Source organism: Pseudanabaena sp. PCC 7367, from assembly GCF_000317065.1.
In the GTDB taxonomy this organism is placed as follows: Bacteria; Cyanobacteriota; Cyanobacteriia; order Pseudanabaenales; family Pseudanabaenaceae; genus Thalassoporum; species Thalassoporum mexicanum.
In genome coordinates, this window is the sequence record NC_019701.1 from 299,818 (window position 1) to 324,809 (window position 24,992).

The window sequence follows — 24,992 nt, forward strand, 5'->3', positions numbered from 1 at the left end:
AACCTTAGCCGTCAATATAGCCTAATTTTTACCAAGCCAGTCTTTAAATGTTTACGAGCTTGTCAAGATTAGATGGACTAAGATCTACAACCTGTTCCCGTTACCTTTCTAGATCTGGTTTTAGATCTAGTCTAATATTTTATTTGTCAAGTTTGACTTGAGCGGGTAATAACCCTGAATAGATTTCTTACTTTGCAAGTATTAGCAAACAAAGCTCCTTATTTTTTTTAAATATCTTGACGAAATACTAATTTAAGTATAGCAGTCAGCCAGTGGGTGTATTTAGGCTGAGTTAAGCAGGCTGGTTGACTGAAAAAGTTGCCAGCATAATTGAGCTTAAATCATCTATTCGCCATAAGCACAACGGAATCCAGCTAGAATCTCCCTCACATAGGCGTAATACCAATTGCGGGTAGACGATCGCAACAGCCAAGGCCGACTCGCCCAGCTCCCCCCCTTCAAGACATAGTGCAAGCGATCGAAATAAGCACCAGAGTAGCCCTGGTAGGGGAAAGAAGCAAAATCTGGATAGGCATAAAAACTGGTCGCCGTCCATTCCCATACATTTCCCAACATGTCATCACAACCAGCGGGGCTCTGACTGTCGGGATAGGCATCCACAGGGGTAGTTGAATGGCGATCGCTATTACAATTGCAATGGGCTGCTATTTCAGTGATATCAAGCATTGCCGCCAGCTCTAACTCGTTTTTTTGCTCGATCGGATTTTTTGCGCTAGCGCTAATCCCAAGACCAGATTCACGCCGCCAGGGATAGGTGAGTTTTTGGCCCTGATCACGCTCTTGATCTCGCTCTTGATTATGATTACCCGATCGCCAAGCGGCGGCTTTTTCCCATTCCGATTCGGTGGGTAGACGTTTCCCCGCATATCGAGCATAGGCATTAGCCTCATACCAGCTCACCCCACAAACCGGATGATTGTCGTCAACCTGCCATGAATGCCAATAGAGAGGGCGATCGATCGGCTCAGTTTGGCTCTGCAACCACTGCCACCCAGACTGCGACCACAAGGCACGATCTTGATAGCCACCTGCATCCATAAATTCCTGAAACTGCCCGCGCGTGACGGGATAGCGATCGATCCAGAAATCATCCACAAACACCAGATGCGCCGATCGCTCATTGTCAAAGGCGGCGATCTCATTGCTGCCCTGCCAAAAGTTACTTGCTGCTATCTGCACCATGTTTGCAAAATCTGGTTTTTGGCCTGGTTGAATTGGCGAATCAAGTAAGTCATGGGTATATTGTTGGGCATATTTTTGGGCAGATTGATCGTGGGGCTGATTAAGTTGCAGTAGCGATCGAACTTGCCCATTCAGAACCGATTGAGGTGTATCTTGAGATAGATCAGATGCGTTCCGATCGCCATTCCGATCGCCGTTCCGATCATGATCTAAACCTAAACCATTGCCAGACCTGTTACTAGGATTACCAGGAGTGGATGAACTATCGGTTGAACGCTGCTTAGCTCCATTTAAAGAACTAGATAGACTACTATTTCCTAATCGGTCAAAACAACCAAGGCGATCGCTAGGATCTAGTTGATCTGAATGCTCCAGGTGATTTGAGAAAACAATAGATTCTGACTCGTTGCTGGTTACCCCCAATTGTAAATAATGCATTTGCACCACAAAAGCAATCGTTTCGCTGTGGTAGCTTTCATGCTGAGTCAGCCATAACCACAGCCTTGCTTGTTCTTGAATTGGGGCGATCGCCAGATATTCCCACGCCTGGTTCCTAACCTGCTCTAACCATGCACAGGTTTCAGTAAAGGTGGGCAAATTCACCCGATCGTTCTTGGGCATTCCATCTGCCGCATAAAGCTGATGGTGTTCTGGTTCCAAAACTTTCAAGCCAGCGCAGTTTTGCAGAATCCAGATCGATTCTACATAAGCAATGTGGCCAAGATGCCAACCAATTGGGCTAAATTCAGGATGCGACTGCTGGAAAAATAATCGATCGAAAAGCTGGCGATCGCCATGCGTAACCCTGGTAATATTAGTAAACAAATCCATTGTGCCCTGACGGCATTGTTGTAAATCCAGGATTAGCCTGGAGCGCAGTTGTGAAGAATCGCAATCTGTAGCTTGCATAGCAAAAATTGAGAAAAGAAAAGCAATAGTAGAGCTTGGCCGAGCTAAATCATAGCAATCGGAGCTTAGGGCTAGATTAACAGCATTTTTGCCTGGTCTATATCCCCCGCCAAGGCGAACTAGGCTCAAATCGATCGAATTTGGCTCCTTGGGTATATGCGCAGCTAGATGGAATTTCAAAGTTTGCTAAATATCTCAATATCTCAGCGCCTTGAGCACCGATGGACTGATTAAAGTCCTTGCTGTCTGGTGGTTTAATAGCATTCTCGATTGCAGGATGTCCAGAGAATTACCAAGAACCGCATTTCTACCTCAGTGTTTTTGCTGAGGAACCCAGCCCAAGGAACTTCTGTCAATTTATAAAGCAAAGTGAAGATAAGAAACAGGTGCGATCGCCTTTGTCGATCTAGTTACCCTAGCTTTAATTTACTTTCACCAAAAAGATTGGCTGACTCATTCAATTTCAATAAACGTATTGAGTGAATGTATTTAAATTAACTAATGTAACAATAGCCCGCAAAATCTTACTATTCCCACCAACTCTCCCACCCAAGCCCACCGCGCAATGTGGGAATTTGTGGGTAATCTTGATATAGATAAATCTATATATATTAAGCACGCATAAATATCAAAACATCATAAATATCAATAATATCAATCATGTCTCGTAGAATACATCCGGGCACTTTCTTAAGAATGCTGCGGGAGCGGGGGGTCACGAGAGAGATATTAGATGAGGCGATTAGTATTGCGGCTAAAGTTAGTAATGATCAAAAATTAACTGGTTATGAACGACAGTTCTTAGACCGGATGAAGAAGCTACTGGATCTACCGCCAGAAACGGAAATCTTACCTTAAGATATGCCGTAGCTTTGTGTTTGCGATCGCCTAACCGATGGCACGCTAATTAGTCTAATCTAAATGCGACGGATCTTGGTAATCCCTAACTTGTGACTACTTGAGATCACCTAAAAAACCCTATTGCGACTTTAGCAAGCATTTTTCCTTGAACTGACGTTAATCTTAGTAATACTAAACGCCAACGCAGTTTAATATAAATAAACATCCAGATCCAGATTGGCCTGCACGGTCAAAATGCTGTGTTCTGGAAAAGTTGCCCAGCCAAAATCATCGAACATTGGTTCAGAAGCCACGATCACTGCCCCTGGGAAGCGATCGCTATCTTTGAGCCAGTAAAGCGAAGGAGCCGGGGAATTGGTGGCACTGCGACAGGCCACGAGCTTATCGCCATCACCAATCACCATGTTTAATGAAGCGCTCACGCTACTTTGCTTTGCCCAAGCCAATACCTGCATCAGGGTTTTTTCAACTGCTTGCGTTAAATCCGCCTCAGTCCGTTTGAGGTTGTTGAGCAGCAGCGCAAAAATATGCTCTGAATCAGTGTGGCCATCAATACTAGTATAGAACTCATCATCGAGGTGATCGCGGATTGGCCGATAGAGCGATTGGCGAAAGTTTTCGATATAGCCATTGTGAATCGCAGTAATTTGGCCAAAACAGAAGGGTTGACAATTGGCTAAATCTACTGCCAATCCTGGCGTAGCGCTGCGTACATTGGCCAGAATGCAATCTGATTTCACATAGCGATTGAGATGGGGCAGGTTCACATCGCTCCAGATCGGCAGCGTATTGCGATAGCGAAAGGGTTCGATCGCTAGCTGGTTTGAATCTGAGCGCTCTAAGCGATCTAACTGTCCTGCTTGTCCAGACTGGCCAGCTTGATTAGATTGATATATTTGATTGGATCGATCAACGTGATACCAACCAATGCCAAACCCGTCTGCATTCAACAGCCCTGCTGTCATCTCCTGGGGCTGATAACTTTGCACAATCAAAGAATGCTTAGGCTCCGCCAAAATTTGGCCTAGCTGAATCGGCGCACCAAAATAACCAAGTAAACGACACATGGGCGATAGGAGAAGAGATTTGTACTAAAGGATAAGGATAGGGATACTTGCCAAGGGGCTCTGAGCAAGTTAGCTTGTTGTAAGCATCAAGTATCAGCGATCGGGCTAAATTCAAAATTCTAAATCACCTGGATTTACGGTGCTAAAAGGTACTACAAACTGATGGGATGCTGTGGCTATTAGCATTCTGGCAAACTAATCCTGGATATCTGTTGGATATTTATGGTGCTAATCTCTAATTCCCTGAATAATGCAATGCCAAATTTGTTAATGTTAATTGACTTTACTTGATTAGAAGCAACTTTGCATTACAATCAATCCTCCCAGGGCTAAAGCAAGCATGTTTGAGCCAAACCAGTCTCAACCTAGACCACCACACCGCAACAAGTCAAAGCGATCGAAACAAGGGGGGCGAAAAGTTGTGCCAATAGTTGGCGTACTTGCAATTATAACGATCGTGGCGATCGTCTACTTGACTGTTACTTATCAGTTGATGAGTGACTATGCTTATAAAAAATCTCCCACTGAGGTGTTCAAGCCTGGGGCACAGTTCACGATCGCTAGCCCAGAGCCGAATTCAACAGCAAACGATCGGCCAGTAGCTAACCCGTTCCGATTGGTGGTAATTGGCGATAGCACTAGTTTAGGTCAAGGAGCCCATAACCAAAAAGGTAGCTATAGCTATCAATATGCTAAATCTACGCTGAGCCAGAAACACAGCCCAATTAAACTATATAACCTGGCAGTAAGTGGTGCGACCTCGGCAGATGTAATGCGCCAACAGGTGGATGCGGCGATCGCCCTGAAGCCAGATTTAATCATGCTGTCGGTGGGGGCAAATGATGTGATGAAGCTGGTGGGGAATGGCCAGTTTAAGCTTAATTATGCGCTGATCGTGCAGAAACTTACCAGTATTGATACCCATCTGGCATTGCTGAATATTCCGGCCTTTTTTACAATCCCGCTATTAGTGCAACCATACCGCGCGATCACTGACTATCGGGTACGGCAATTAAACAAAGTGATCGCCAGGGTGGTAGCGAGCGAACCCGATGATTCACTCATAACTCTGGTGGATATTTACAATGGCACCAAGGATGAGTTCAAACGCTATCCAGATCGCACTTTTTCTAAGGACAAGTTTCACCCTTCGACCTATGGCTATAGTGTGTGGGCCAGGGTGATCGCGGAAACACTGAATTAACTTAGATCACTATGGGGCGATCGGCTTAACCAAGTATGCGGCCAGCCCCACCCGGATTGCCGGAGCTTTATTTGTAATTCTGGGTGTTTCGTTGGTTGCCTATGTTAAACGCTAATTGGGGGCTAGTTAATCAGCCCAGCGATCCTTCCATTTCATCGTGCCACTTTTGGCCAGAATCCAGCGCCGTGCCACCGAGCCTTCTTCATATACGGGCATTTGTCCTGGTCGCCGCACCGCATACTTATAGGTGATCGCATTACCCACACTTTGCTCAAAGCCCAGTTCACCAAACCAGGTATTGGCATTGATATATTCCAAGCCATAGGCTTTGTCGATGTCCCAATTGCCTAGCTCTGGGCAATCGCCTACTACCACCACCTGTTCGCCCGGTTGCGTTGAAATGTCATTGAGCTGCACCCGCACGATCGTTTTTCCCTTGACGCGAGCACCAATATAACTGAGCACCAGCATTTCCTTATGATCTAGAAATAAATCCGCCAACTTGCCATCCTGAACCTGAAACTGGCGTTTGGTTAACATACAAATATATTCGCCTTTTTCCAACCCAGTATTTTCCACTGTGATTGCAGTTGGGCCGCCCTTATTGAGCGCCACAAAGCAACGGTGATCGCGGTAGCGGCGCAGATAGCAGAAAATATCATCGCTAACATATTTTTGTTCCTGCGATCCCAACGACACGGCAGGATTGACACGGCGCAGCTTCGAGAACATATTAATTGCTTCATACAGCGGTGCATTTTGATCCCATTTGTCCATCATTGGCCGATTGTAGGGATCATCGCCGCCATTGGTGTCATTGTGTAAATATTGCTCAGTGCCGTAATAAATGCAGGGGATGCCACGACAGGTCATTACCAGGCCAAGTGCTAAATGTAATAGCCCAGGATCGCCATTGAGGCTCATGAAGCGGGGCATGTCGTGGTTGTCAATGAATGTAATCAGTTCCGAAGCGCTGTCATAGAGATAATCGAGGTCAAAGATTTCCTGTACCTTGTGGAAGCCGCCGGGGGCATGTTGGGCGATCGCCGCTCGCAACGATTCACACAGGCCAAAATCTAGGATCGACATGCCAGATCGATTGGCAAAATTTACTGAGCTTTTTTCCCAGGGTTTACTAAAGCCCCATTCCCCAAACGAAAATAGTGATGGCTTGTGGGTTTGCAGGTCGGTATTGAATTCCTGCCAGAACCACATCGGCATATGCTTAACCGTATCGATGCGCAGCGCATCCACACCCCGATCGAGCCACATCTTGATTGCCGATTTCATATAATTGCGATATTCAATATTGCTCTCATTAAAGGTGGCCAGTCCAGCCATCTCGCCATAATAGAGCTGCCATTGATCTTCCCAATCGGTGATTTCGGGGTTGTGATGGTACCAGTTATTAGTGTCGTTATAAAAGTCGGCGATCAGCGTGCCATTGTCATAGAGCTTGCCCTTTTCACCATTTACATCGGGGCTGCTGTGGTTACAAACAATATCCAGCACTAGTTTCATGCCGCGCTTGTGCATCTCAGAAATTAGCCGATCGAAGGAACTACAGCTATAGAGTGAGTTGTCTTCTGTTTTGGGCAAGAATCTGGGATTGATCCGCTTAAAATCCTTCGTCCAATAGCCATGCATGGCGGCGCGATCGAACTGTAATTCTTCCACCTGCTCAAATAATGGCGACACCCAGATCGCGGTCACGCCCAGATCTTTGAGGTAATCCAGCTTTTCGATAATGCCTTCAATATCCCCACCCCAATATTTACCCCAAGCCTGTCTGGTCGGGTCATATAGCTCTGGGTTTGGTCCTGGATTATTGTTCTTGTTGCCATCGTGGAAGCGATCGACAATTAGAAAGTAGATGGTTTCTTGGCGAAATTCGATCGCCCTGGTGAACATGAACTCAAAATCAGCATCACGTTCCTGATAGAGCTGATCGGCATAGCAACCGGCAGCGGCTCTGATTGCGGTTGACTCACCATCAAGCATGTTCGCCACATTGGGCAGATTTGGTTCCGATGGAGATGCGGGAGTTGGATTGGGGGGATTACTGACCATAGAACTTCCTGGTTTAAAAACTAGCGCTTTTAATACTGCAAGACATTAGCTACCCATCAATATAAACTCGCACGGTACGAATAGGCTATTGGGATTACTTAGATTTAAATTAATTAACTTGAGGTGTGGTGTAACTTTGTTTTAACTATACGATCTGATCTAAGCGCTGATCTAAACGCAAGTTCAAGCAATCAGCCGTAGTAACAAGTATGGCAAACATCATGACTACATTTTTTTGATTATGGCGATTTAATCGCACTTCCGCCGTGCTTAAAAATCATTACCGCAATACCGCTACCCAATTAGGATCGGATTGGAAAACCCAACTCCCTAACTCATAATCTTATCAGCGAGATATTGTGCAGGATCAATATAGCTAGCGATCGGTACGCGATCGGTAATTGCACCTGAGTAAACGCTATTCTGGCCAAAGAGATATTTAGATTTAGAAATTGCCCTAAGTGCCTAAGTGCCTAAGTGCCTAATGCATCTTCAAAAGACTTCTTTTGCATGAATACCTCATAGAGCAAAGCATTCAGGTTTCTACTTACACAACATCTCACTTGAAATAGCACTAAGTAAATGTATTTATTGAAGCATGACCCATCAACCTGACAAATATCAAGCCTTTAAGGCAAAATTGGCAGCGCTCAAAGATGAAATTGCGATCGTGGATACGGCCTATCCAGAAAGTGCCCGATCGGCCAGATCACATCTAAAAACCCATGCGGCACTGCAAAACTTCTTTCGCACCGAAATATTAAATCAGCAAGATCAGCCAGACCAGGGCGATCGCCCCCATGAGCAACAACTCAACGAACAAATCCTGGTGGCGCAATATGTGGAAGTTAATAAACAATTGCGATTACTAGGCGCGGATCTAAATATGCTCCAGGCTGCCCGTAATCCAGCTACCTTTCAGCAGCGCAAAATGCAAATTAGCGATCGGCTCAATACCCTGATTGGCATGTGCAACGCACTGATGCAAATTTAGCGCCATATGTCTATTTCTATTACAGATCATGCTAAGGACTTTACCTTTACTTCTGGCTCACAAGCAATAAACCCTATACCTGCTTCTAAGTCCAGATTACGCCCGTAAAATTGGTCTGCTCGGTTTTGGCATTGTCTAAGTTCACATCAATCAAATTCGCCTTACTAAAATTCGCCATATATAAATTAGAAGAACTTAAATCAGCACCATTCAAAAAAGCATTACTCATATTTGCCTCACTGAGATCGGCGTTGCGCAACAAAACCCCATACAGCTTGGCTCCGGTCAAATCCGCTTCGCTCAGATTGGTATAGCTGAGGTTAGCACCACTGAGGATCGCGCGGCTTAAATCGGTGCGGTGTAAATTGGCTTCACTCAAATTCACACCATACATCCTGGCTTCGATTACAACGGCATCCGAGAGATCGGACTTTGTTAATTTACAATTGCTCAGGTTCGCACCATGCATTTTCGATCGCTGCAATTTGGCCTTGCTCAAGTTGGCATCCGATAAATTTGCACCATATAATTTGGCCTCGCTCAAATTCGCCTCACTGAGATCGACTGTGCCCAAATCCGTACCACACAAATTAGTGCCAATCAAGGTGGCGCGATAAAGCTTGGCACCACTAAGATCAGATCCATCCAGATTTGCCTTGGTCAGATCAGCACCATATAAACTGGCCTCGCTCAAATTTGACCCGCTTAAGTTAGCACCGCTGAGATCGGCTCCATTTAAATCCACCTTACTCAAATTCAAGGCAGAAAAATTTCTCCGCCCCATTTTGTATTGTTGAATTAGATCGGCGATCTCCATGGCTTATTTCCCTTGCGTGGTTACCTGATCAATTAATAATCATAATCACCCATAATCACTAACTATTTATTCATTTATCCACTTATGCACTACCTTGTCATTGGCCTAAACCTTTAACAACTGCCAATTGAATCTGCATCTCTAGATTGGCCAGGTAGCAAAACCTTGATCTTGGATTAGTTGCGATCGGCTAATGAAATGTGGGCGATGCGGTTGGCGATTTTTTAGGTGGTGATTGATTACTAGCAATTATCTAGCAATTATTAAAAAACTATTTTTAAGCCCTGGATTTAAATTAGATGGGTTGTTGGGCGATTACTTTTTCCGCCATGTTTAATTAGCTTTATGCTAGCCAGATTGACGAAAAATCTATCAAAATAAGCCCACAGCAATAACAAGAGCCTGATCATCTGATTCAGGATTGATTCGAATTTTAAAGCTCTAAGAATTTAAATCCATACTTTACATGTTTGAATTTGGATTATCGAAATTATCCAGGATTATTTAGCCATCCAAAATTATGCGGCTCCCTCCCCTATGCCCATATAAGAGCTAATTGAGCTAACTAGATGATTATTCGCTATGTTTGCTCTTCGTCCTGTTCTTGTTCTGCGATTATTTGCGCTTCGATCGCTTCGAGCAACTCTTCTTCTTTGGCCATAAACTCGTCTTCTTCAATTTCCCCCAGGTCAAATTTAATTTGTAAAGTAGTCAGTTGCTTTTGCAAGCTCTCTTTATGATCAAGCTCTTGGGTTGCGCGATCTTCTACTTGTTCTGCGATCCAAACTAAGCCTTCGAGTGGCCAGGTGAGTAGTTGCCAAACCATAATTGCTGTTCCCCTCAATGCGGGAATGTTACCGTTTATGCTGTTGTTAATACTTTAGCTATTTAATCGTTAATTCTCTAGGGGCAGCAGGTCAATTTTTGATGCTTAATCAAATATATAAACATGGTTTACGAAATCTATTGTTTACGATCGAGCCCGAACAGGCACATCGACTGGTGATGAATCTGGCCAGGCAGGTAGATCAAAATGCACCAATGCGATCGCTAGTAACCAATCTTTGCACCTATGGCGATCGGCGGCTAGGGCAAAAACTATGGGGTTTAGATTTTTCCAATCCGGTGGGCTTGGCGGCGGGATTTGATAAAAATGCAGAAGCAGCGGCAGCCTGGGCTAGCTTTGGGTTTGGGTTCGCAGAGCTGGGTACAATTACGGCCTTGGCGCAAGCGGGTAATCCCCAACCGCGATTGTTTCGATTGCCCAATGACCAGGCGCTCCTGAATCGGATGGGGTTTAATAACCTGGGCTCTGAGGCTGTGGCTCACCAACTAGAACAATATTTAGCTGCCCATCCACCCACCATGCCGATCGGCATTAACCTGGGCAAGTCCAAAGTCACCGCTTTAGAAAATGCCAGTGATGATTATTTGACTAGTTTTCGGCGGTTTCAAGCGCTAGGTGATTATTTTGTGGTTAACGTTTCTTCGCCCAATACACCGGGACTGAGGGATTTGCAGGCGATCGATTCGTTGGCCAAAATCATTACTACGCTGCAGCAAGCCAATCAAGCCAATAAACCAATCCTGGTCAAGATTGCCCCTGATCTTAGTGATGCAGACATTCGCCAAGTGGTGCAACTGAGTATGTCAGAGCAGATCGCGGGGATTATTGCCACCAATACCACGATCCGCCGCGATAACCTGAGCACGCGCAAGCTAGGGGCAACGGGTAAATCAATTACCGACGAAACAGGCGGCATTAGTGGAATGCCCTTGAGATCTCGATCGACTGAGGTGATTAAATTAATCTGGCAAGAAACCCATGGCCAGCTACCGATCATTGGCGTGGGTGGCATTTTCACTGGCACGGATGCCTGGGAGAAGATTACCGCTGGAGCCACAATGGTGCAGCTATATACGGGTTGGGTCTATGGTGGCCCTGGCGTGATTCGATCGATTCTGCAAGATCTGGTGCAACGGCTTGAAACGGCTGGATTGAGTAATATTTCTGAGGCGGTGGGATTGGCACACAAATGATTTTTGAGTTTTAGATAAATGAGATTTCAACCAATTCCCAAAGGGATTTGCGGCGAGGTAGAAATGATTACTATGCAGAAATTAAAGTCTTTCAGCAATCTACCGTAATGGCAAATTTGGTTACTGAGATCCAATCAACTCAAGGTGTCAAAGTATTATTAACTCATACCCTTGATGCCCAGGAAAATGATAATGATGAGTCAGGGATGGGGCAACAGATTAACCCACAACTTGTTTTTTAAGGATATCGGCTTGGCGCAGCAAAGACTCAGCAAAGGCGATCGCACTATCTGGGGTGGTTTCCGTTGCCGTCACTAGCTCGGTAGCAGCAGTATTTGATTTGGATTTAGTCGCAGACTTGCTATTGCTTTTCCCCCTGGGCTTTTTGCGGGTGGTGGTACTACTGGTGTTAGTGACCGTAAAACTCACGCCACCAGCCAGTTGAGCCAATTCTTGTTTGCGCTGATCTTGCTGCAATAACTGCACTTTGACGATCGTGCGCTCTTGCTGGTTGGCCTGATTAGCTTTGGTGGTTGATTTAGATTTAGTAGATTGAATCGAGGTTTGCTCAGGCTGATGATTATTAGCAGTGGATTTGGCCGCGTCAGACTTGCTATTTTTAAGCTGATTGGATTTATCAGACTGACTAGAATTAGCTGTTTTACGTTTGCCATTAACATTAGTAGATCCAGCAGTTGAGCTAGTCCTATTGACACCATTAGCACCAGGATCAGCAGTTTCCGCTTGAACATGCTTAGAAACATGGAAATGCCGATCGGCGATCGCGGCAATAATTGGCTGGTGAGTAACGCAAAGTACCTGGTGGGAGCGGCTAAGCTGAAAAAGTTGCAGGGCGATCGCCTGGGATACCCGACCAGAAACGCCAGTATCGATCTCATCAAAAATCATCGTACCCACTGGATCGCTTTCCGCAAAGCTGGTCTTAAGCGCTAATAAAAAGCGGCTGATCTCACCACCGGAGCCAATTTGATCTAGTGGTTGCAATGGTTCGCCAGGGTTGGGGCTAAATTCAAATGCCAATCGATCGGCACCATAGGCAGTCGGCGCGATCGGCGAAAGGCTCACTTTAAACTGTACCTTTTCCATCGCCAATGATTGAAGCGTGGCCACGATCCTTTGTTCCAGGGTGTGGGCAGCCTTCTGGCGCAATTTGGTTAGCTTAGCGCAGGCAGTCTCCAGGATTGCATAATCGGCTTGGGCCTGTTGCTCTAATTCTTCGATCGATTGGCCATCATCGGTTAACTCGGCTAGCTCGGTTTGCAGTTTTTGCTGATAGTTAATTACCTCTTGCAGCGTAGTGCCATATTTACGACAGATTTGCTTGAGTTGCCGAATGCGGGCTTCGATGTTGTCCAGTTGATCGGGATCGCTTTCGATCTCTTCGCCATAGGTATTAATCTGGCGACCGGCTTCCTCTACTTGAGTGAGGGCACTGGTAACCAGTTCTAAAATTGGTTCCAATGTGGTATCAACTGCGGCCATCTGCGCCAAAATTGATTCTGCCTCGCCCAGCAAATCCGCACAGGCCAGACCATCTTCCGCCTGGTAGAGCTTTTGATAGACCTCATAACTTTGCTGTTGCAGTTCAACACTGTGGGCAAGCCGATTGCGATCCTGCTCCAGGTTTTCCAACTCGTTGGGGGCTTCTAGCTGAGCAGTTTTTAACTCCTCCAGTTGATATTCAAGCATGTCGATCTGCTGGAGGCGAGAGCGATCGCGGTTTTGGCGCTCCTCCAGTTTTGCTTGCGAAGCTTGGCTGATGTCATACAACTTGGCTACTTTTTGGCGTTGTTGCAACAGGCTGCTGCCACCAAAGTTATCTAGCCATTCCCGTTGCATGGCGGCTTTGCCGATCAATGAGGTTTGCCCCTGGGCAGTGATTTCCACCAGTTGCTCCCGCAGGGCTTGAATTTGTGACTTGTTTACCACCACACCATTAAGCCTGGTGCGATTGCTACGGGGTGTGATTTCGCGGCTACAGACAAAGTTTTGGTCTTCGAGGGGTTCTAGCTCTTGACTGGCTAGCCATTTGTCGATCCTGGCATTACTACTAAAAGTGGCTTCGATCATTGCTCGTGCTTCACCGGCTCTGAGCAATCGCCCCGATACTTTGCCCCCCAGCGCCGCATCGATCGCATCAAGGATGATCGACTTCCCCGCCCCTGTTTCACCCGTGAGAATGTTTAGGCCAGCATAAAGTTCTAGCTCCAGGCTATCGATCAGGGCAAAGTTTTGAATCTTGAGGCTAACGAGCATAGATTAATGTTTATCAGGCAGCTTTGCTATTTATCTAGCAATTGGTTTGAGCATAGATGTAGGCGGATGATAATCGTTACATAGTTTAGGCTATGAAGTCTATTTCTAGCGGTAGGAATAATACCAAGCTTCTTAAAAGCCACTATATTTAAATTATTCGCAGAAAAACGATCTAAGCTATTGGATGCTCATGATAATTTCTTATTTAGACGAAAATTATATTGGTTAAGGTAAATGGAAAGAAAGAGCGTGTCATCATCTAATCTTGCATCTGTAGGATATGCCCCAGATACTCAAATACTTGAGGTTGAATTCATGAATGGTGGACTCTATCAATATTCATCTGTTCCACAATCAGTCTACGCTGGTTTAATGTCTGCTAGCTCGCATGGTTCATATTTCAACCAATATGTCAGAAATGTATATTCTTATCAAAAGATTCGTTGAGGGAAGAATATTCAGATTTACCCAGTGGATTATCAGCTTTCAATTTATGAGTATAGTCAGGCCGCAAGGCTCCAATCATAATGTTATTAAGTCTAGTCTATAAGTCATGAGCTTACCCATAGATTTAGTCTTGACAGCCCACCAGGGATTAAGCAAAAAAGCGGTCTATCGTCATTGGAGCATAAGTTACTATATTTGCATGGGCATTATTAGTTGCAGACAACATCCAAATAGAGCGATCTAAGCAGAGTAAAACCATTCGCACAATAGACCCAAAATGAAACTTTCTAAACTAGTCGGACTTGGTTTAACCAGCCTTGCGGTCAGCTCACTAGTTGCTGCTACCGCGATCTCACAAACTTTCAGCGATCGCCGTGGGGTTGCTACTAACCCAGCCGCCGCATCGAAGCAAAATCTTAAGCAAGCAAAGAAAGCGATCGCCAAAGTAGAGCTAATTGAAGCCAGGCCAGTTTTAATTAAGCCCAGCGGCGCTAGCCGCGAAAGACCCGCCAGAGTAGGCATGAATCTAAGGATCGCTGACGTAATTCGCACCGCCCGGAATGGCCGTACCCAGGTGGAATTTGATAACGGTGTAGCATTTCGGATTGGCGGTAACTCAATTTTAGAAATTCAACCCCAAAACCAGCTCAAGTTCAACAAGGGCAATATGATTACCTGGGTAAAACCAGGGCGCAAAGTACCGGCCAAAATTATTACCCCAGTAGCGACGGCCGCAATCCGAGGGACGACAGCATTTGTGGAAATCCCAGAGGATGTAGAAACCAAGGGGATTAGAATTTTCTCCTGGGAAGGAGACGTGGCGGTCAGCCTCAATAGCGATCCCAGCCAGGAAGTTTTGCTCACCACGGGTGAAGAATTAATTATTATGCCCGATGCGACGGAATTGCCCCCAGTGCGGCGATTGAGCATGGAGGAATGGCAGAATCGAATTGGCAAGGCTGATTTCCTGCATAGCTTTGATGATCCACTGCCCACCCTACCTACGATCAATCAACTTCTGCCAGGTCAGTCTAGCCCAGAAGATCCAGTGCCTGGCGCAGAGATGGAATAGACTTAAATCAACCTTAGTTTGACCTATTCTTTCTCTTCCCGTTCAAATCGAATTGTTTCTTGATTGGGCTTCTTCTCCGGTGGGCAGCCCTCTTTTGATTTAATTCCATCGGGCATGATCGCGCCACATAGCTTTGCTTCGCCCAAATCCGCCCCAGCCAGGATCGCCCCAGTCAGATCAGCGCCCCTGAGATCTGCTGCATATAGATTAGCCGCCGCCAGATTCGCCTCACGCAAGTCAGACAACTTAAGATCGACACTATACATATCCGCACCGAGTAAATTAGCACCGCGCAAATTGGCGAGACTGAGATTAGCCCGATAGAGATCGCAGTAGGGGCATTGCCTGGTCATGATCAAGCGATTTACATGGGCAGGGTTCTCAGCCTTGGCGATCGCACCAATAGTCAAATTAGCGATCGTGGCCGTACAGAGAGTTGCGATAAAAACAGTTAACTTCATCGCTCTATGGTTTTGTTTATATTGATTTAGTTGGTCTTATAGATCAATTATGGCTCTGGAAGCGAGAATTGGGCAATCGGATATTTATGCCCATATTTACGCCCATATTTACGCCAAGTGTCATTGCGATCGGCTTGAGGCAGCCTCTTCAGCTTTATTCGCTGTTTTTTTGAGCGAGCGATCTCAGAAAAGAAATACAGGATTTAGTTGCGTTTGCAATTAGTTCGTGGTAAAAATTATTTATTGCATGTGCAATCATTGCGATCGCAATTAAAATTATCTACTTATCTAAATTGGGAGTAATCACCATGACAAAAACTATTTCGCGCCAGCAAATCAAGTCGCTTCTAGACGATCATGCTGAGCTGACTCTGGTTGAAGCATTGCCGCTTAAATATTACCGCAAGCATCATCTGCCAGGGGCAATCAATCTCCCCCACGATCAAACCCAGGAACTTGCCCCGGAATTGCTGCCGGATCATGATGCCCTGATTGTGGTTTATTGCGCTAATGGGGCTTGCACAAATTCTGGCATTGCGGCTGCAGCTTTAACTAATCTGGGCTATACCAACGTGGCCGAGTATGTGGAAGGGAAACAGGATTGGCTTGAGGCGGGTTTACCCCTTGAATCCGGTAGATAAGCTAAATAAGCTTTAAAGCTCGCAGACAACTAGACGATTGGCGATCGCTTCCATCCAAAATCCCCCCAGCCACCAGTTATCAAATACCAAAGTACCCCACCAGGGTAGATGGCCAATTGGTGCAGCCAGGGAAAAACTAATGGTTTCATATTCCTGCCAAATGCCATTAAACCGCCAACCCAGGCGATCGCCCACCGCCATATAATCACCCGCCAGTTGTTGCCAGATCTGGCGCTGGACACTAAAGCCAAAGTGAGCATTGCTATATTTGCACCAGAGTTGATTAATTTGGCTTAAATCATGACAGGGAAACATGGTTAAATCTTTCTCGGTTAAATATTCCCGTGGCTCCAGTACCATTAATAAATTCCGCTGCACCGTTGCTAAAGCTAAATATTCTTGCTCCTGTTGCAGTGCGATCGTTAGCATGATTTGCCAGGTAAGGCGATCGGCTTGTTGCCATTGCCCCGATTGTAATTGTTGCTCTAACGCTTCAAATGTATTTAGCTGCATATATTATTTAGAGCTAGATCGTAACTTTGGGCGCTTATAGCAGCCGAGGCAATGATTAGGACGCGATTGATCTTGGCAAGCATTCTTAAAGATCCTGGCTGCAATTTACAAGTTGTCCTAATCCAGTCTTCACTTGCTATATGCTTTTATGAGCCAAAATCACTAATCCTGACTAGAAAGTTCTTAGACAAAGAGTCTTTGCGTCAATGGTTCCCCCAATCCGCTAAATTAATACATGCTGAGAATGTGCTCTAACAACTCAAATAAATATAGGAGCCAGAATCAATTACGATCCTAACTCCTACATATGCTTAATTTGATTTTCTAGCCTATAACCAGGTACTTAGATCATCAATCACATCATCTAAGCCTAAATAAAGGCATTGTGTGCTAACTAAAATTAACCCAACACTTTTTTGCAAGTAGCGATCACATTTTCAACCGTGAAGCCAAACTCCTTGTAGCAAGTAGGGCCAGGAGCCGAAGCACCAAAGGTATCGATGCTAACCGTAGCGCCTTCACTGCCCACATACTTGTGCCAGCCAAAGCTCGCCGAGGCTTCAACCGAAACCCGCTTGGTGCCAGGGGTTAGTACCGAATCACGATATGCCTGGGGCTGCTCATCGAACAGCTTCCAGCAAGGGAGCGATACTACTCTCACCGACTTGCCTTCACCCTTGAGGCTTTCTGCCGCATTCACCGCCAATGCTAACTCAGAGCCAGTGGCGATCAAAATTAAGTCAGGGTTAGCAGCTTCTACTACCGTATAACCACCTTTTTTGACCCCTTCTGAAGAAGTGCCAGCCAGGTTCTTCACGCCTTGACGGGTAAAGGCTAGCAAGGATGGGCGCTTACGCGATGCGATCGCCACTTCGTAGGAACCAACGGTTTCATTGGCATCGGCGGGGCGCAATACCAGCAAGTTAGGGATTGCTCGCAAGGAAGCCAGGGTTTCTACTGGTTGGTGGGTGGGACCATCTTCACCCAGCATGATCGAATCGTGGGTCATGATGTAAATCACGCCGGTTTCAGACAAAGCCGAGAGGCGGATCGCGCCACGCATGTAGTCGGCAAATACCAAGAAGGTAGCACCATAGGGAACCAGGCCACCATGCAAGTCCATACCGTTGAGCACCGCACCCATACCATGCTCACGCACGCCAAACCGGAAATTGCGACCTGCATAGGTTCCAGCTTGGAAGTCAGGGTAGTCTTTCAATACGGTCATATTGGAGTGTGCCAGGTCAGCCGAGCCGCCCAACAAACCAGGCAATACTGGCATTAATGCATTCAAGCAATCCTGCGATAGCAAACGGGTTGATTTTTCGTTTTGCTTGATTGGCTCCAGCGCCTTTTGCCAGCCGTCGGGCAATTCACCAGCCGTCATTTGCTTAAACTGAGCCGCTTCCGCTGGATAGGCTTTTTCATAGGCAGCAAAGCGATCGTTCCATGCGGCCTCTGCTGTAGCGCCCTTGTCGATCGCAGTTCTAAACCGCTTTAAGGCATCTTCGGGGACTTCAAATGGCTCGTACTCCCAGCCTAGATTCTTGCGCGTAGCAACCACTTCATCACCACCGAGGGCGGCACCATGCACGCCAGCAGTACCAGCCTTGCCCGGAGAACCATAACCAATAGTAGTGGTCACCACAATCAAGCTGGGCTTGTCGCTGATGGTTTTAGCCGCTTCGATCGCCTTGGCAATGCCATCCAGGTCTTCGTTGCCTTCTTTAACATATTGCACATGCCAACCATAGGCTTCATAGCGCTTACCCACATCTTCAGTAAAGGCCAGGTCAGTGCTACCGTCGATCGAAATATGATTGTCGTCATACATCATGATCAACTTGCCTAGCTTGAGGTGGCCAGCCAGAGAAGCAGCTTCCGAGGCTACCCCTTCCATGTTGCAACCATCACCCAAAATCACATAGGTGTAGTGATCGACAATATTATGACCGGGCTTATTGAAACGAGCAGCCAGATGCGCTTCCGCGATCGCCAAGCCCACTGCATTACCAACGCCTTGACCAAGTGGCCCAGTGGTTACCTCAACCCCAGCGGTTTCAAAGTTTTCGGGGTGGCCGGGAGTGACGCTACCCCATTGCCGGAATTGCTTAATTTGATCGAGGGGGACACTGTCATAGCCAGTTAGATGGAGCAAGGAATATTGCAACATGCAACCATGCCCAGCGGAGAGCACAAACCGATCACGATCGACCCATTTGGGATTCTTGGGGTTGAACTTAAGGTAGCGATCGAAAAGGGTAAAGGCCATAGGAGCAGCACCCATTGGTAAACCAGGGTGTCCGGATTTTGCCTTCTCTACGGCATCGATCGATAAAAATCTAATTGTATTTATGCAGAGTTGTTCTAGGGTTTGGGTCGCTACAGCCATATTTGTTACCTGAGGTTTTCTCTTAAGTTTATATTCTCACCTAAGCTTGTCCCCATTATCAAACATAATCAGAAAATCTGTCTCATTTGATGCCATAAATCCTTAATTAAGGTGATTTGCAATCCTAAACCAGGGCGATCGGCTTGGGTTTAGCTGAAACTTAGTGGCGGCAAGCATGTGGTCATTTATTTTCCTGCTCCAGCGATCGACTGATGCCCAAAATGATTTTGAGATGATCATAAATATTCGATCGGCCTTGGCATTTATTTGATAGATTATTCTTTATCAAAGCTATGCGCCAACCATAGCCAAAAAAAGCCACGCAATCACCTTTACTCAGTCGTTTAACCAGGCACTATGAAAGATTTTTTTAAAAACGTTTTTCGCTACTTCACCTACTTCATCACGATCGTGTTGGGGATTGCCACCGCTTCGATCGAGCCTTTGTTGCCATTGCTAAAACGTCCGGTTACGGCAGTTGCCTTGATCACCGCTACGGTGAGTGCCTTTATTGGCCTTACCTTAGTTTTGCGAGCCATGCTGGGTTTAGATCTTGCCTAGGCTAGTAATTTATTAAGTGAGTTAGATTAGATCATAAATCAATCAATAAAGCTCGATTCAGTTAGGAGCGGTTTAAAAGCGCGATCGAGTCAGGATCATAATCCTAGCTTCTAATCAAAATCTGGGCATTTACTAAGCACAATATTGCATAGACTTTGAGCCATGATTGCATTGATCCTAATTTTGCTCCTCAGCCTCCTCCCCGGTCTATTCTCCATCTGGATCCTAAGCCAGGGACAAGCATATCGGCCACGATCGCTCGCTCGCACCAGACATCGACACAATTCGCGTCGGGTTGCCGATCGCTTCTATTTGCGATTAGCCGAGACAGCCCCATCCAGGTTACTACCTGCCGCCGACCCGGAAATTTCCTACATCAAAGGGATCGGCTATTTCATTGGCGATCGCAGTTGTATATACAATGCCAAATCCCGCTACATCAGGTGTACTGTCAATCCCGATGGCCCTTGTCAGGGTTGTAAACATTATCAAAAGCCAGGACCAGAGCCAAAGCAGAAAGCCAAAGCAAAAAGTTAGTGCAAAAAGTTAGTGCAAAAAGTTAGCTAAAAGCCTTGAATTAATCATGCTCAATTACTAATGTTCTACCAATTTTCTATCAATGTTCAACCCTAATCCTAAAAACGCTCTAGCAGTGCATAGGATCCAGTAGTTTGAGCTATGCTAATGTAGGGGTTTGGCTGCTGTGGCATCGATTTGTGCTAACCCTAAACCAATTAGCACTGATCAGCCAGGGACTAAAAGCCAGGCAGCAGGGAAATGGGAAGTAGAGAAAAAATAATATGGCTACCAGTCGAAGAGTTGCCCGCGTGGCAGAATTAATTAAACGAGAAGTGAGCACGATGCTGCTGCATGAGATCAAGGACGATCGCGTTGGCATGGGCATGACCAGCGTCACGGCGGTTGAAGTGTCCGGCGATCTCCAACATGCCAAGATTTTTGTGAGTATCTATGGCACTGAGGAGGCCAGGATAGAGACGATGGAGGGTTTGGAGTCGGCTAAGGGTTTCGTGCGCCGGGAATTGGGGCAAAGATTAAGCTTACGCCGTACCCCAGAAATCTTGTTCAAAGAGGATCGCTCCTTCGAAGAAGGCACCAAGGTATTGTCTTTGATTAATAAGCTCAGTTATGAACGAGCAGAGAAGGAAGAAACTGAGCCAGAGCAATCTGAGTCAGAGCAACTAGAAACACCAGCGATCGAATTGACTCAATCTGAACATTCTGAGCATATCGATCATACCGAGTCAACCAAGCAGCTAACTGATCATTCAACTCATTCAACTCATTCAGCTAATAATTCAGCCAATAATTCAAAGGATTTAGATTAATACCCTAGCGTAAAGCCACGGCAGCGATCGGGAATGAGTTAATCCAGCTATGGCATCGGCGATCAGGCTCAAGCCCTAAATATTTTGATTGTTTATATTTATGTGCGCCAGCAATGCTCAACCAATTTTGGCATCATCCCAATCAAGTCTGGCAGAAATATCGGCGATCGCTTACTACCACCATGTCAATCCTGGCAGTATCCGGGGTGATTTTATCGCTGCGTAGCATTGGTGCGCTGATGCCGTTGGAGCTAAAGGAATGGGACTATTTATTGCGATTGCAGCCAAAGCAGGCAACTAGCGATCGGATCACGATCGTCGAAATCAGCGAACTCGATCTGCAACAGCGGGGTGAATGGCCCTGGCAAGATCAAGCCTTTGCCCAATTAATTGAAATTATTGATGCCGCTGATCCGGCTGTAATTGGGATTGATAAATATCTAGATATTCCCGTGGGTTCGGGGCGCGCCGAGTTAATTGCAGCGCAGGCTAAAGCTGGTAATGTGGTGAATGCAACGCTGTTATCCCTTGACCGAGCTGAGACCGTAGAACTACCACCGGATCTAGCGGCGGTAAGTAGTTATGGTTTCGTGAACGTGCCCAAGGATGCGGGCGAGGTGGTGCGGCGAGCGCTTTTGGTGGCTGACTATGAATCATTCGCCTTCACGATCGCTCAGGATTATCTAATCCAGCACGATATTAAAATTATATTTGATCCCGATCGGGTTGAATTTGCCATCCATGGCCCTGCTGGTAAGCGAGTGATTCCCCGCCTCGATCCTAACTATGGTGGATATCACAAAATTGATGCCAATGGCTATCAGGTGATGCTTAATTATCGCGGCGCACCTGGCTCATTTAGGCATGTTTCAGCGGTGGATGTATTGTCAGGGCGATTGCATCCCGATCTATTCCGCGATCGAATCGTGTTAATTGGCATTACCGCGATCAGCGTCAATGATTTTCATCCCACGCCCTTTAGTTTGGGTGAGCATGTGATGTTTGGCGTGGAAATCAATGCCCACATCATTGATCAGATTTTAGCTGCTGCATTGGACGATCGACCATTTATTCAAGCTGCACCTGATTATGCCGAAGCAATCTGGATTTTGGTCTGGACTGCCGCTGGCGCGATCGCCGCTGCCCTGATTCCCAATACCTTCAAAAAACTGGGCGTGTTGGTAGTTTTATGCCTGAGCCTGGTTGCAGTTGTTTATTTGGCCTTTAGCCAAGCCTGGTGGCTGCCCTTCTTTCCGGCGATTCTGGGTTTAGCGATCGCCCACGGTTTGGTCATAACTGCCGAATATACCCAATCGCAAGCCGATCGCCAATTATTAGTTAGCCTCTTTTCGCGGCATGTGTCATCGGAGCTAGTGGAGCTAATCTGGCAGCATCGTGATCAGTTTTTAACCGAAGGGCGGATTGTTGGCCAAGAAGTATTTGTAACGGTTTTATTTACAGATATGCGTAATTTCAGCACCACCGCCGAAGTGCAGCCGCCCCACGAGGTGCTCTGGTGGTTGAATGAATATCTGGGCACGATCGCCACTGAGGTTCTGGCACACGGTGGCATGGTGGATAAATATATTGGTGATTCGGTGATGGCTGTGTTTGGCGTGCCCATTCCCCACCGCCATGCATCGGAATGGCAGCAGGATGCCGATAATGCGATTACTGCGGCGATCTCGATCGGCCAAAAGCTCCAGGCCATGAATCAAGTTTGGCAAGCCCAGGGACGACCAAATATTGTCACTGGCATTGGGGTTAATTCCGGCAAGGTGATCGCCGGTAGTATTGGCAGCACCGCCCGAATGGAATATTCAGTGGTGGGGGATGTGGTGAATATTGCGGCGCGACTGGAGAACTTGAATAAACAGGTAGATGGCGGCGAGTACCATATTTTGATTGGTGCGGAAACGGCAGATTTACTCACCCCACAATCTTTTGAGCTTGACTTTGTCGGTGATTATGCACTGAAGGGACGGTGTCAGGAAACTCCGGTATATAGGGTCTTGGGGCATGTGGAGGAGGCCACCAAGCAACCAGAAGCTGAGATATAGGTATTGATACAGTGACCATCGATAATAGCTATTGGTGAGTCGATCGCCCAAATCACATCTAATGTTCTTAAATACCTAACCCATCCTATGCCTATGTCAAGCTAACGATCGGTTCTAAGCTGCGATCGCCATCATACTGACTTTATATTTAATCAAGATATTTAATCAAGCATCCTGAATCATCTCAGCAATTTTAAATTACAGTCCAGTAAACTAGTACAGCTTAAAAAATGCCTACCAGTACCACAAAGACAATTACGCAGAGCGCCAGGATCGAAAACAGGATCAAATCAAAAGTCGTTTCCTGATGTCTAATTTCGACTGGGGTTGGATGAGTCATGGTTTTACTCCTCAAAATCTAATTCTATTGTAGAAAATTACGCGAGGCGATCGGGTCTAAAAAACACTGCAATAGTTAAATTTAATTAATCGTGAGAAAAATTAAACATGTAAATCCCGTAGTCTAGATTAGAATGTGCATATTAAGACTAAGCAGTTAGGCAATTACTACAGTGCAGCATAACAGTAGCATTTCTTTTCTAAATAAGCTGTAGTAAGTCATACTAAGTTAGCTAATTGATTCGGTAAGTTGATTTCAACATAAACTGGCAAGCAATCAACACCTAGCAATACCTAACAATACCTAACAATCAAGAACCAGAGCGTCTGCTTTAGCCCTCTTACTTTTAATTATTAAGTTAATTGTAAATTTAAAGTGTAAGTTCAAATTGTAAGTTTAAAGGCTGGTTAAGCATTGTAAATCTAAATTCGGGGAGCACTCAATCACAAGAATTATGATGGATATTGCTCAGACCACCTAAATACTTTGCGGAGATGGCAAGTTATTTTAAATTGGTTAAGTGATATACATTAGTGTTTAGGTGCACTGTTATATTGACGTTAGGGTATTTAAGCATGAGCTTAAAACTGGTGCCAGGATATTTTTAGAATATTTATGAAAGCTGGTTATTTGCATTTCGCCAACTAGGATTCACCGAAATCATGCTTGATCATCGGCATCAGTAATCAGCATTAGTAATCAGCTACCGATTATTGATAGGGGAATGTTTCTAGTATCTAGAGCCAATGATTAACAAACATAACTTTAGGTATAAAAGATCTTAAATAGGATCTAAACCTTTGGCTGGTTATGCTCCTGAAATTTGGTAACTTAAACTAAGCCAAATATAGTTTGCTTAGAAATAGCTTTATATGGGGGGCTAATTACTTACTGAGCCAAACTACCAATTCATTTTGGCTCATCACTATGGCGAAGATATTTTAGAAGTATCTAGCTAAGCTTGATTAAAATGGCTGTTTGATAATGAACCAAGTTTTCAGGATCAAAGTAGCCAATGACTTAAGACTGGGGGGGGAACAATATAAGATTTTTGAACCTATGGTGGGTATCCATCATGGTTGAGTCTGTATGTAACTAATTGCAGCAATATTTCCGCTGGCACAACAATCAAGGTCGCCGATCGCGGAAAGTATCAGCAGCATGGATGTTTGTTACCCGATTGCTAATTCATTCGTAACTAACAACTATCCCAAACGTTCACTTCATGCGCAATAAACCTGAGACGATCAACATATTAGTAGCAGAGAATGATCCGGCCGATCGGCTACTAATTCATAAATCCCTGGCTGAAAGAGAGGAAAACTTTAACATTCACTTTGTGACCAATGAAGCAGAGTTACTGGCATATTTATATCACCGGGATCAATATGCTAAACCGGCTAGCTCGCCAACTCCGCATTTGATTTTATTGGATCTAAATTTGCCCCATCGAGGCCAAAAAGCAGCGCTAGAGGAAATTAAAGCACATCCCCAGTTAAAGCTTATTCCGGTAATTGGTCTCACCCCAACCCAAAGCGATAAAGAGCTTTTCTGTAATTATCAGCCTGGTGGTAGTTCATATATATCAAAACCAACCTGCTTTGAAGAAATGGTTGATTTATTGGAAATAATCGATCGCTATTGGTTTGAATTGGTCAAATTACCCGATCGGCGATTAATTGATTCCTTTGAATAACTTGTAAATAAATTACAAATA

The 24,992-nt window shown here is 45.6% G+C and carries 20 protein-coding genes and 1 pseudogene; 12 read left to right on the top strand and 9 right to left on the bottom strand.

Annotated features, from left to right (window positions below; translation table 11 throughout):
- Nucleotides 1-345: 345 nt before the first annotated feature.
- On the bottom strand, nucleotides 346-2,112 hold the full coding sequence (locus tag PSE7367_RS19940; RefSeq protein WP_015163516.1) for an SUMF1/EgtB/PvdO family nonheme iron enzyme: 1,767 nt from the start codon (nucleotides 2,110-2,112) through the stop codon (nucleotides 346-348).
- A 660-nt stretch (nucleotides 2,113-2,772) separates the two neighbouring features.
- Between PSE7367_RS19940 and PSE7367_RS01125 the strand changes: the two genes are divergently transcribed.
- Entirely contained in the window at nucleotides 2,773-2,970 is a 198-nt protein-coding gene (locus PSE7367_RS01125; protein WP_015163517.1) for a hypothetical protein, read from the top strand.
- A 191-nt stretch (nucleotides 2,971-3,161) separates the two neighbouring features.
- Here the strand turns inward: PSE7367_RS01125 and egtC are convergent, their stop codons facing one another.
- Nucleotides 3,162-4,040 carry an ergothioneine biosynthesis protein EgtC gene (egtC, locus tag PSE7367_RS01130; protein WP_015163518.1) on the bottom strand — a complete coding sequence of 293 codons (879 nt, stop codon included), beginning with the start codon at nucleotides 4,038-4,040 and terminating at the stop codon, nucleotides 3,162-3,164.
- 340 nt (nucleotides 4,041-4,380) lie between these two features.
- Here egtC and PSE7367_RS01135 point away from each other — a divergent pair, with 340 nt between their 5' ends.
- Nucleotides 4,381-5,244: an SGNH/GDSL hydrolase family protein gene (locus PSE7367_RS01135; RefSeq protein WP_083883757.1), complete on the top strand. Its 864-nt coding sequence runs from the start codon at nucleotides 4,381-4,383 to the stop codon at nucleotides 5,242-5,244.
- 126 nt (nucleotides 5,245-5,370) lie between these two features.
- On the opposite strand, the gene PSE7367_RS01140 is transcribed toward PSE7367_RS01135, so the two are convergent.
- Complete coding sequence (locus PSE7367_RS01140; RefSeq protein WP_015163520.1) at nucleotides 5,371-7,314, bottom strand: alpha-amylase family glycosyl hydrolase; 1,944 nt, start codon at nucleotides 7,312-7,314, stop codon at nucleotides 5,371-5,373.
- 598 nt (nucleotides 7,315-7,912) lie between these two features.
- Here PSE7367_RS01140 and patD point away from each other — a divergent pair.
- The gene (patD, locus tag PSE7367_RS01145; protein ID WP_015163521.1) at nucleotides 7,913-8,308 is read left to right on the top strand and encodes a heterocyst frequency control protein PatD; all 396 of its coding nucleotides are present in this window, start codon (nucleotides 7,913-7,915) and stop codon (nucleotides 8,306-8,308) included.
- Between the two features lie 85 nt (nucleotides 8,309-8,393).
- On the opposite strand, the gene PSE7367_RS01150 is transcribed toward patD, so the two are convergent.
- Both PSE7367_RS01150 and PSE7367_RS01155 read right to left on the bottom strand, forming a co-directional pair.
- A complete protein-coding gene (locus PSE7367_RS01150; protein WP_015163522.1) occupies nucleotides 8,394-9,125 on the bottom strand; it encodes a pentapeptide repeat-containing protein in 732 nt (243 codons plus the stop codon).
- A 580-nt stretch (nucleotides 9,126-9,705) separates the two neighbouring features.
- A complete protein-coding gene (locus PSE7367_RS01155) occupies nucleotides 9,706-9,951 on the bottom strand; it encodes a gas vesicle protein GvpG (RefSeq protein WP_015163523.1) in 246 nt (81 codons plus the stop codon).
- Nucleotides 9,952-10,052: 101 nt separating this feature from the next.
- On the opposite strand from PSE7367_RS01155, the gene PSE7367_RS01160 reads away from it, so the two are divergent.
- The gene (locus tag PSE7367_RS01160; protein ID WP_015163524.1) at nucleotides 10,053-11,165 is read left to right on the top strand and encodes a quinone-dependent dihydroorotate dehydrogenase; all 1,113 of its coding nucleotides are present in this window, start codon (nucleotides 10,053-10,055) and stop codon (nucleotides 11,163-11,165) included.
- 219 nt (nucleotides 11,166-11,384) lie between these two features.
- Here the strand turns inward: PSE7367_RS01160 and recN are convergent, their stop codons facing one another.
- Nucleotides 11,385-13,442 carry a DNA repair protein RecN gene (recN, locus tag PSE7367_RS01165; RefSeq protein ID WP_015163526.1) on the bottom strand — a complete coding sequence of 686 codons (2,058 nt, stop codon included), beginning with the start codon at nucleotides 13,440-13,442 and terminating at the stop codon, nucleotides 11,385-11,387.
- Nucleotides 13,443-13,676: 234 nt separating this feature from the next.
- Between recN and PSE7367_RS23105 the strand changes: the two genes are divergently transcribed.
- Both PSE7367_RS23105 and PSE7367_RS01170 read left to right on the top strand, forming a co-directional pair.
- Complete coding sequence (locus tag PSE7367_RS23105; protein ID WP_015163527.1) at nucleotides 13,677-13,889, top strand: KTSC domain-containing protein; 213 nt, start codon at nucleotides 13,677-13,679, stop codon at nucleotides 13,887-13,889.
- A 277-nt stretch (nucleotides 13,890-14,166) separates the two neighbouring features.
- Complete coding sequence (locus tag PSE7367_RS01170; RefSeq protein WP_015163528.1) at nucleotides 14,167-14,961, top strand: FecR family protein; 795 nt, start codon at nucleotides 14,167-14,169, stop codon at nucleotides 14,959-14,961.
- 23 nt (nucleotides 14,962-14,984) lie between these two features.
- Here PSE7367_RS01170 and PSE7367_RS01175 read toward each other — a convergent pair whose 3' ends face one another.
- A complete protein-coding gene (locus PSE7367_RS01175; protein WP_015163529.1) occupies nucleotides 14,985-15,422 on the bottom strand; it encodes a pentapeptide repeat-containing protein in 438 nt (145 codons plus the stop codon).
- A 308-nt stretch (nucleotides 15,423-15,730) separates the two neighbouring features.
- On the opposite strand from PSE7367_RS01175, the gene PSE7367_RS01180 reads away from it, so the two are divergent.
- Entirely contained in the window at nucleotides 15,731-16,063 is a 333-nt protein-coding gene (locus PSE7367_RS01180; protein WP_015163530.1) for a rhodanese-like domain-containing protein, read from the top strand.
- Nucleotides 16,064-16,075: 12 nt separating this feature from the next.
- On the opposite strand, the gene PSE7367_RS01185 is transcribed toward PSE7367_RS01180, so the two are convergent.
- Both PSE7367_RS01185 and tkt read right to left on the bottom strand, forming a co-directional pair.
- Entirely contained in the window at nucleotides 16,076-16,576 is a 501-nt protein-coding gene (locus PSE7367_RS01185) for a GUN4 domain-containing protein (RefSeq protein ID WP_015163531.1), read from the bottom strand.
- A gap of 400 nt (nucleotides 16,577-16,976) precedes the next feature.
- Nucleotides 16,977-18,968, bottom strand: coding sequence for a transketolase (tkt, locus tag PSE7367_RS01190; protein WP_015163532.1), 1,992 nt, complete (start codon nucleotides 18,966-18,968; stop codon nucleotides 16,977-16,979).
- A gap of 357 nt (nucleotides 18,969-19,325) precedes the next feature.
- On the opposite strand from tkt, the gene PSE7367_RS01195 reads away from it, so the two are divergent.
- The 5 genes and pseudogenes from PSE7367_RS01195 to PSE7367_RS01215 all read left to right on the top strand — a co-directional run bounded on the left by PSE7367_RS01195 (nucleotide 19,326) and on the right by PSE7367_RS01215 (nucleotide 24,971).
- A complete protein-coding gene (locus tag PSE7367_RS01195) occupies nucleotides 19,326-19,529 on the top strand; it encodes a DUF751 family protein (RefSeq protein ID WP_015163533.1) in 204 nt (67 codons plus the stop codon).
- A 162-nt stretch (nucleotides 19,530-19,691) separates the two neighbouring features.
- Nucleotides 19,692-20,066, top strand: a complete 375-nt coding sequence (locus PSE7367_RS01200; RefSeq protein WP_015163534.1) for a DUF6464 family protein — start codon at nucleotides 19,692-19,694, stop codon at nucleotides 20,064-20,066.
- Between the two features lie 263 nt (nucleotides 20,067-20,329).
- A pseudogene (gene rbfA / locus PSE7367_RS22600) lies at nucleotides 20,330-20,713 on the top strand (30S ribosome-binding factor RbfA); the annotation flags it as partial.
- 275 nt (nucleotides 20,714-20,988) lie between these two features.
- On the top strand, nucleotides 20,989-22,935 hold the full coding sequence (locus tag PSE7367_RS01210; RefSeq protein ID WP_015163536.1) for a CHASE2 domain-containing protein: 1,947 nt from the start codon (nucleotides 20,989-20,991) through the stop codon (nucleotides 22,933-22,935).
- Between the two features lie 1,565 nt (nucleotides 22,936-24,500).
- Nucleotides 24,501-24,971 (top strand): response regulator, encoded by a 471-nt coding sequence (locus PSE7367_RS01215; RefSeq protein WP_015163538.1) that lies wholly within the window; start codon nucleotides 24,501-24,503, stop codon nucleotides 24,969-24,971.
- Nucleotides 24,972-24,992: the final 21 nt, after the last annotated feature.

Coding starts and splice junctions, on each gene's coding strand:
- PSE7367_RS01175 (WP_015163529.1), bottom strand. CDS start 15,422: ATGAAGTTAACTGTTTTTATCGCAACTCTCTGTACGGCCACGATCGCT.
- PSE7367_RS01155 (WP_015163523.1), bottom strand. CDS start 9,951: ATGGTTTGGCAACTACTCACCTGGCCACTCGAAGGCTTAGTTTGGATC.
- PSE7367_RS01150 (WP_015163522.1), bottom strand. CDS start 9,125: ATGGAGATCGCCGATCTAATTCAACAATACAAAATGGGGCGGAGAAAT.
- PSE7367_RS01170 (WP_015163528.1), top strand. CDS start 14,167: ATGAAACTTTCTAAACTAGTCGGACTTGGTTTAACCAGCCTTGCGGTC.
- PSE7367_RS01180 (WP_015163530.1), top strand. CDS start 15,731: ATGACAAAAACTATTTCGCGCCAGCAAATCAAGTCGCTTCTAGACGAT.
- PSE7367_RS01195 (WP_015163533.1), top strand. CDS start 19,326: ATGAAAGATTTTTTTAAAAACGTTTTTCGCTACTTCACCTACTTCATC.
- PSE7367_RS01185 (WP_015163531.1), bottom strand. CDS start 16,576: ATGCAGCTAAATACATTTGAAGCGTTAGAGCAACAATTACAATCGGGG.
- PSE7367_RS01135 (WP_083883757.1), top strand. CDS start 4,381: ATGTTTGAGCCAAACCAGTCTCAACCTAGACCACCACACCGCAACAAG.
- PSE7367_RS01210 (WP_015163536.1), top strand. CDS start 20,989: ATGCTCAACCAATTTTGGCATCATCCCAATCAAGTCTGGCAGAAATAT.
- PSE7367_RS01200 (WP_015163534.1), top strand. CDS start 19,692: ATGATTGCATTGATCCTAATTTTGCTCCTCAGCCTCCTCCCCGGTCTA.
- PSE7367_RS19940 (WP_015163516.1), bottom strand. CDS start 2,112: ATGCAAGCTACAGATTGCGATTCTTCACAACTGCGCTCCAGGCTAATC.
- PSE7367_RS01215 (WP_015163538.1), top strand. CDS start 24,501: ATGCGCAATAAACCTGAGACGATCAACATATTAGTAGCAGAGAATGAT.
- patD (WP_015163521.1), top strand. CDS start 7,913: ATGACCCATCAACCTGACAAATATCAAGCCTTTAAGGCAAAATTGGCA.
- tkt (WP_015163532.1), bottom strand. CDS start 18,968: ATGGCTGTAGCGACCCAAACCCTAGAACAACTCTGCATAAATACAATT.
- PSE7367_RS01140 (WP_015163520.1), bottom strand. CDS start 7,314: ATGGTCAGTAATCCCCCCAATCCAACTCCCGCATCTCCATCGGAACCA.
- PSE7367_RS01160 (WP_015163524.1), top strand. CDS start 10,053: ATGCTTAATCAAATATATAAACATGGTTTACGAAATCTATTGTTTACG.
- recN (WP_015163526.1), bottom strand. CDS start 13,442: ATGCTCGTTAGCCTCAAGATTCAAAACTTTGCCCTGATCGATAGCCTG.
- PSE7367_RS01125 (WP_015163517.1), top strand. CDS start 2,773: ATGTCTCGTAGAATACATCCGGGCACTTTCTTAAGAATGCTGCGGGAG.
- PSE7367_RS23105 (WP_015163527.1), top strand. CDS start 13,677: ATGGAAAGAAAGAGCGTGTCATCATCTAATCTTGCATCTGTAGGATAT.
- egtC (WP_015163518.1), bottom strand. CDS start 4,040: ATGTGTCGTTTACTTGGTTATTTTGGTGCGCCGATTCAGCTAGGCCAA.